The organism is Reyranella sp. (genome assembly GCF_050185545.1).
Classification (GTDB): domain Bacteria; phylum Pseudomonadota; class Alphaproteobacteria; order Reyranellales; family Reyranellaceae; genus Reyranella.
The window spans coordinates 1-4,205 of the sequence record NZ_JBFWZI010000102.1 but is presented as its reverse complement, the minus strand read 5'-3'; the positions used below and the strand labels follow the sequence as shown (position 1 = coordinate 4,205).

Sequence of the window (4,205 nt, the reverse complement as noted above, 5' to 3'; positions counted from 1 at the left end):
TCGCCGAGTGGGAGGAATGGATCAATCTCGTGCTCGGCCTGTGGGTTGCAGTCTCGCCCTGGGTCCTGAACTTTGCCGGTCACGAAGCAGCGAGATGGACCCATGTCGTCATCGGTTTGATCGTCGCGGCACTCGCGGGTGTAACGCTGTGGCATACCCACCAGACGCCGCCCCACGCGGCCGCCGGTCACTGACCTGAACCGATAGCACGGGCCGGACTCGCGCCGGCCCGTGCCCGTCGACGGTTCGAAGTCTTCCGCAGACCGCTGGCGCCCGTCCGCTCATGGTCATGCGGACCGCAGGCGCCTTGCCCGCTCGTGGTGATGTGGACCGCGCTGCATAGCACCGATCCGAAAGCATGAGCGGGCGGGACGCCCGCGGTCCGGAAGGGACCGATGGCACCGAGGCGCGACGACAGCCTCAGTTGCGCGTCTTGTCTACCAGGGCGCGTTCCTTGATCCACGGCATCATGGCCCGCAGCTTGGCGCCGATCTCCTCGATCGGGTGCTCGGACATCCTCTTGCGCATGGCCTTGAACGACGCCTGGTTGACCTTGTTCTCGAGCATCCAGTCGCGCGCGAAGCGGCCCGACTGGATGTCGTCGAGGATGCGCTTCATCTCCGCCTTGGTCTCGTCGGTGACGATGCGCGGGCCCGAGCGATACTCGCCGTATTCCGCGGTGTTGGAGATCGAGTAGTTCATGTTGGCGATGCCGCCTTCGTAGATCAGGTCGACGATCAGCTTCACCTCGTGCAGGCATTCGAAGTAGGCCATCTCCGGCGCGTAGCCTGCGTCGACCAGCGTCTCGTAGCCGGCCTTGATCAGCTCGACCAGGCCGCCGCACAGCACCACCTGCTCGCCGAACAGGTCGGTCTCGCATTCCTCCTTGAAGGTGGTCTCGATCGTGCCGGCGCGGCCGCCGCCGATTGCCGACGAATAGCTGAGGCCGATCTCGAGCGCATTGCCCGACGAGTTCTGCGCTACCGCCACCAGGCAGGGCACGCCGCCGCCGCGCAGGTACTCCGAACGCACCGTATGGCCGGGGCCCTTGGGCGCGATCATGAACACGTCGATGTCCTGTCGCGGCGTGATCAGGTTGAAGTGCACGTTGAGGCCGTGCGCGAAGGCGAGCGCCGAGCCCGCCCGCATGTTGGGCGCAAGATCGGCATTGTAGATGTCGGACTGCAGTTCGTCCGGTGTCAGCACCATGACGATGTCGGCCCACTTGGCGCCGTCGGCCGGCGTCATCACCGTGAAGCCCGCACCCTCGGCCTTCTTGATCGTGGCCGAACCGGGCTTCAGCGCGATGCGCACGTCCTTGACGCCGGAATCGCGCAGGTTCATGGCGTGGGCGTGGCCCTGGCTGCCGTAGCCGACGATCAGGACCTTCTTGCCCTTGATCAGGTTCACGTCGGCATCACGATCATAGTAGACACGCATTGCGGCCAATCCCTCCTGGCGATCTGCATTTCCTGTTAAGAACGCGGGCTTACTAGACAACCCGGCCCCCAAAGACCAGCCCCAACGACCTGCTACGAATCCGGAGCTTCCGCCCGTGTCCACCTTCCGTTCCGTGTGCGCCGTCGCGACCGCCCTTCTCTCCCTCGCCGCCTGCACGCCGCCCGATTCCTCGGCGCCGACCACACCGGCCGTGCCGATGCCAGCCCTCCAGGCGTCGATCGACAATTCGACCTTCGAGGAGGCAACGCGCGGCATGAGCAACAAGACATGGCTGTGGACACGCGGCGACGGCCCGGCGCAGATCCACTACTCGACGCCGGACGGCCGGGACTACGCCTGGCTGGTCGGCCAGCGGCGAATCGCCCAGGGCCAGTGGCAGGTCAACACGGTGCCCGACGCCAGCGGCCAGATGCTCACCCAGATCTGCCTGCGCTACCCGGGCGGCGCCCTGCCGGGGCTTAGCGCCGGCTGGACCTGCCGCCCGGCCGGCAAGATGTTCTTCGACATGGCCGAGCGCGAGGCCGGCGACCCGCTGCGCATCAACGGTCGCAGCCAGGCCCTGTTCGTGCTCGACCGCCCGCCTGCCTCTCTGGCCGAGGTGCAGGCGAGGGTCCGGGGGTAGGTCTTCTGGACCGCGGGCGTCTCGCCTGCTCATGCTCTTGAAATCATGAGCGGGCGAGACGCCCGCGGTCCGGATGACATGAGCGGGCGGGCGCCCGCGGTCCGGATGAGCTACGGCTCTCCCACTGCAAGCCGCAGCCCGAGCGCGCCCAGGACGCCGCCCATGGCACGGTCGAGCCACAGCTTGGCGCGGAGATAGAAGGCGCGCGCAGCGCCACCCGAAAACAGGAGCGCCAGCAGGGCAAACCAGGCGAACTCGTTCAGCGCCACGACGAGGAGCACCGTCGCGTCCATCCAGGCCGGCGTGTTCTGCGGCAGCAGCGAAAGGAAGATGCTGCCGAAGAACACCATGATCTTCGGGTTGCTCAGCTGCAGCACCAGCGCGTGCAGGAAGCCCTGCCAGCCGGTCACTCGCGACGCGCCGCCGATCTTGATTTCCGGCAGGGGATCGCCGGCATGCAGCCACAGCATTGCCGCGAGGTAGAGAAGATAGAGCGCGCCGGCGATGCGGAAGGCGAAATAGAGCCAGTCGAAGCGCGCGAACAGCACCTGCAGGCCGAACAGGGCGGCGGTGGCCCAGATGACCGCGCCCACCATCATCGCCAAAGCGGCGAGCAGGCCGCCGCGCCGTCCGACGACGGCCGCGGTCTGCACCACCAGCACGGTCGAAGGACCGGGACTCGCCACAGCCAGCAGATGGACGACGGCAAGCCCCAGCAGGGCGACGACGTGCTCCATGCCCCGCTCCTCTTTCCCTAGAGCGCCTCGCCACCGCGCGACATGGCGACGATGCCGGTGCGTCCGACATCGACCAGGCCGAGGCTTTCCATCAGGCCGATGAAGGTCTGCACCTTCTCGGTGTTCCCGGTGACCTCGAAAACGAACGAGTCGGTCTTGGCGTCGATCACCTTGGCGCGAAACACGTCGGCGAGCCGCAGCGCCTCGACGCGCTTATCGCCGGTGCCGCGCACCTTGACCAGCGCCAGCTCGCGCTCGATGTGCGGGCCTTCGACGGTGAGGTCGCGCACCTTGTGGACCGGCACCAGGCGGTCGAGCTGGGCCTTGATCTGCTCGATCACCATGGGCGTGCCGGCGGTCACGATGGTGATGCGCGACAGGTTCTCGCGCGCGTCGGTCTCGGCGACCGTGAGGCTCTCGATGTTGTAGCCGCGCCCGGAGAACAGGCCGACCACGCGCGCCAAGATGCCGGGCTCGTTGTCGACCAGGACGGAGATGGTATGGCTCGAAGCCGTCTGCAGCGAGCTCACACCAGCACCATGCCTTCCTCGGAAACGGGCTTCTGCGCCCGGTCGTCGGGACCGAGCAGCATGTCGTAGTGCGCGGCGCCGGACGGGATCATCGGGAAGCAGTTCTCCGCCTTGTCGACCAGGACGTCGACGATGACCGGCTGCCTGATCTCGATCATCTGGCGGATCGTCTCGTCGAGCTTGGACGGCTCGTGGCAGCGCAGACCGACGGCGCCGAACGCCTCGGCAAGCTTCACGAAGTCGGGCAACGATTCCATGTAGCTCTCGGAATAGCGGCCGCCATGCAGCAGCTCCTGCCACTGCCGCACCATGCCCATGTACTGGTTGTTCAGGATGAAGATCTTCACCGGCAGGCGATACTGCGCCACCGTCGAGAGCTCCTGGATGTTCATCATGATCGAGGATTCGCCGGCGACGTCGATCACCAGCGAGTCGGGATGTGCAATCTGCACGCCCATCGCGGCCGGGAAGCCGTAGCCCATGGTGCCGAGGCCACCCGACGTCATCCAGCGATTGGGCTGCTCGAACTTGAGGAACTGCGCCGCCCACATCTGGTGCTGGCCGACCTCGGTGGTGATGTAGTGGTCGAGGGTCTTGATGTGATGATAGAGCCGCTCGAGCGCGTATTGCGGCTTGATCGTCTCGTTGTCCTGGCGATAGGCGAGACAGTTGCGCGCCCGCCAGCCGTCGATCTCGCCCCACCACGCCTTGATTGCTTTATGATCGACCTTCGGCTGCCTGGCCTTCCACACGCGGATCAGCTCTTCGAGAACGAGGCCTGCGTCGCCGACGATCGGCAGGTCGACATGCACGTTCTTGTTGATCGAGCTCGGATCGATGTCGACATGGATCTTC

Annotated in this window: 6 protein-coding genes; 2 read left to right on the top strand and 4 right to left on the bottom strand. The window is 66.2% G+C overall.

Features of this window, described 5'->3' with window-relative positions:
* Nucleotides 1–194: SPW repeat protein (locus AB7O82_RS23470; RefSeq protein ID WP_428549571.1), on the top strand; the 194-nt coding region annotated here is incomplete at its 5' end.
* A gap of 226 nt (nt 195–420) precedes the next feature.
* On the opposite strand, the gene ilvC is transcribed toward AB7O82_RS23470, so the two are convergent.
* A complete protein-coding gene (gene ilvC, locus AB7O82_RS23465; protein WP_428549569.1) occupies nt 421–1,440 on the bottom strand; it encodes a ketol-acid reductoisomerase in 1,020 nt (339 codons plus the stop codon).
* A gap of 115 nt (nt 1,441–1,555) precedes the next feature.
* Between ilvC and AB7O82_RS23460 the strand changes: the two genes are divergently transcribed.
* On the top strand, nt 1,556–2,083 hold the full coding sequence (locus tag AB7O82_RS23460; RefSeq protein ID WP_428620286.1) for a hypothetical protein: 528 nt from the start codon (nt 1,556–1,558) through the stop codon (nt 2,081–2,083).
* Nucleotides 2,084–2,193: 110 nt separating this feature from the next.
* Here AB7O82_RS23460 and AB7O82_RS23455 read toward each other — a convergent pair whose 3' ends face one another.
* The 3 genes from AB7O82_RS23455 to AB7O82_RS23445 all read right to left on the bottom strand — a co-directional run.
* Nucleotides 2,194–2,820, bottom strand: a complete 627-nt coding sequence (locus tag AB7O82_RS23455; RefSeq protein ID WP_428549565.1) for a LysE family translocator — start codon at nt 2,818–2,820, stop codon at nt 2,194–2,196.
* A gap of 17 nt (nt 2,821–2,837) precedes the next feature.
* The gene (gene ilvN / locus AB7O82_RS23450) at nt 2,838–3,350 is read right to left on the bottom strand and encodes an acetolactate synthase small subunit (RefSeq protein WP_428549563.1); all 513 of its coding nucleotides are present in this window, start codon (nt 3,348–3,350) and stop codon (nt 2,838–2,840) included.
* The coding region (locus AB7O82_RS23445) for a thiamine pyrophosphate-dependent enzyme (RefSeq protein WP_428620285.1) at nt 3,347–4,205 on the bottom strand (859 nt) is incomplete at its 5' end. The genes AB7O82_RS23445 and ilvN, both read right to left, overlap by 4 nt.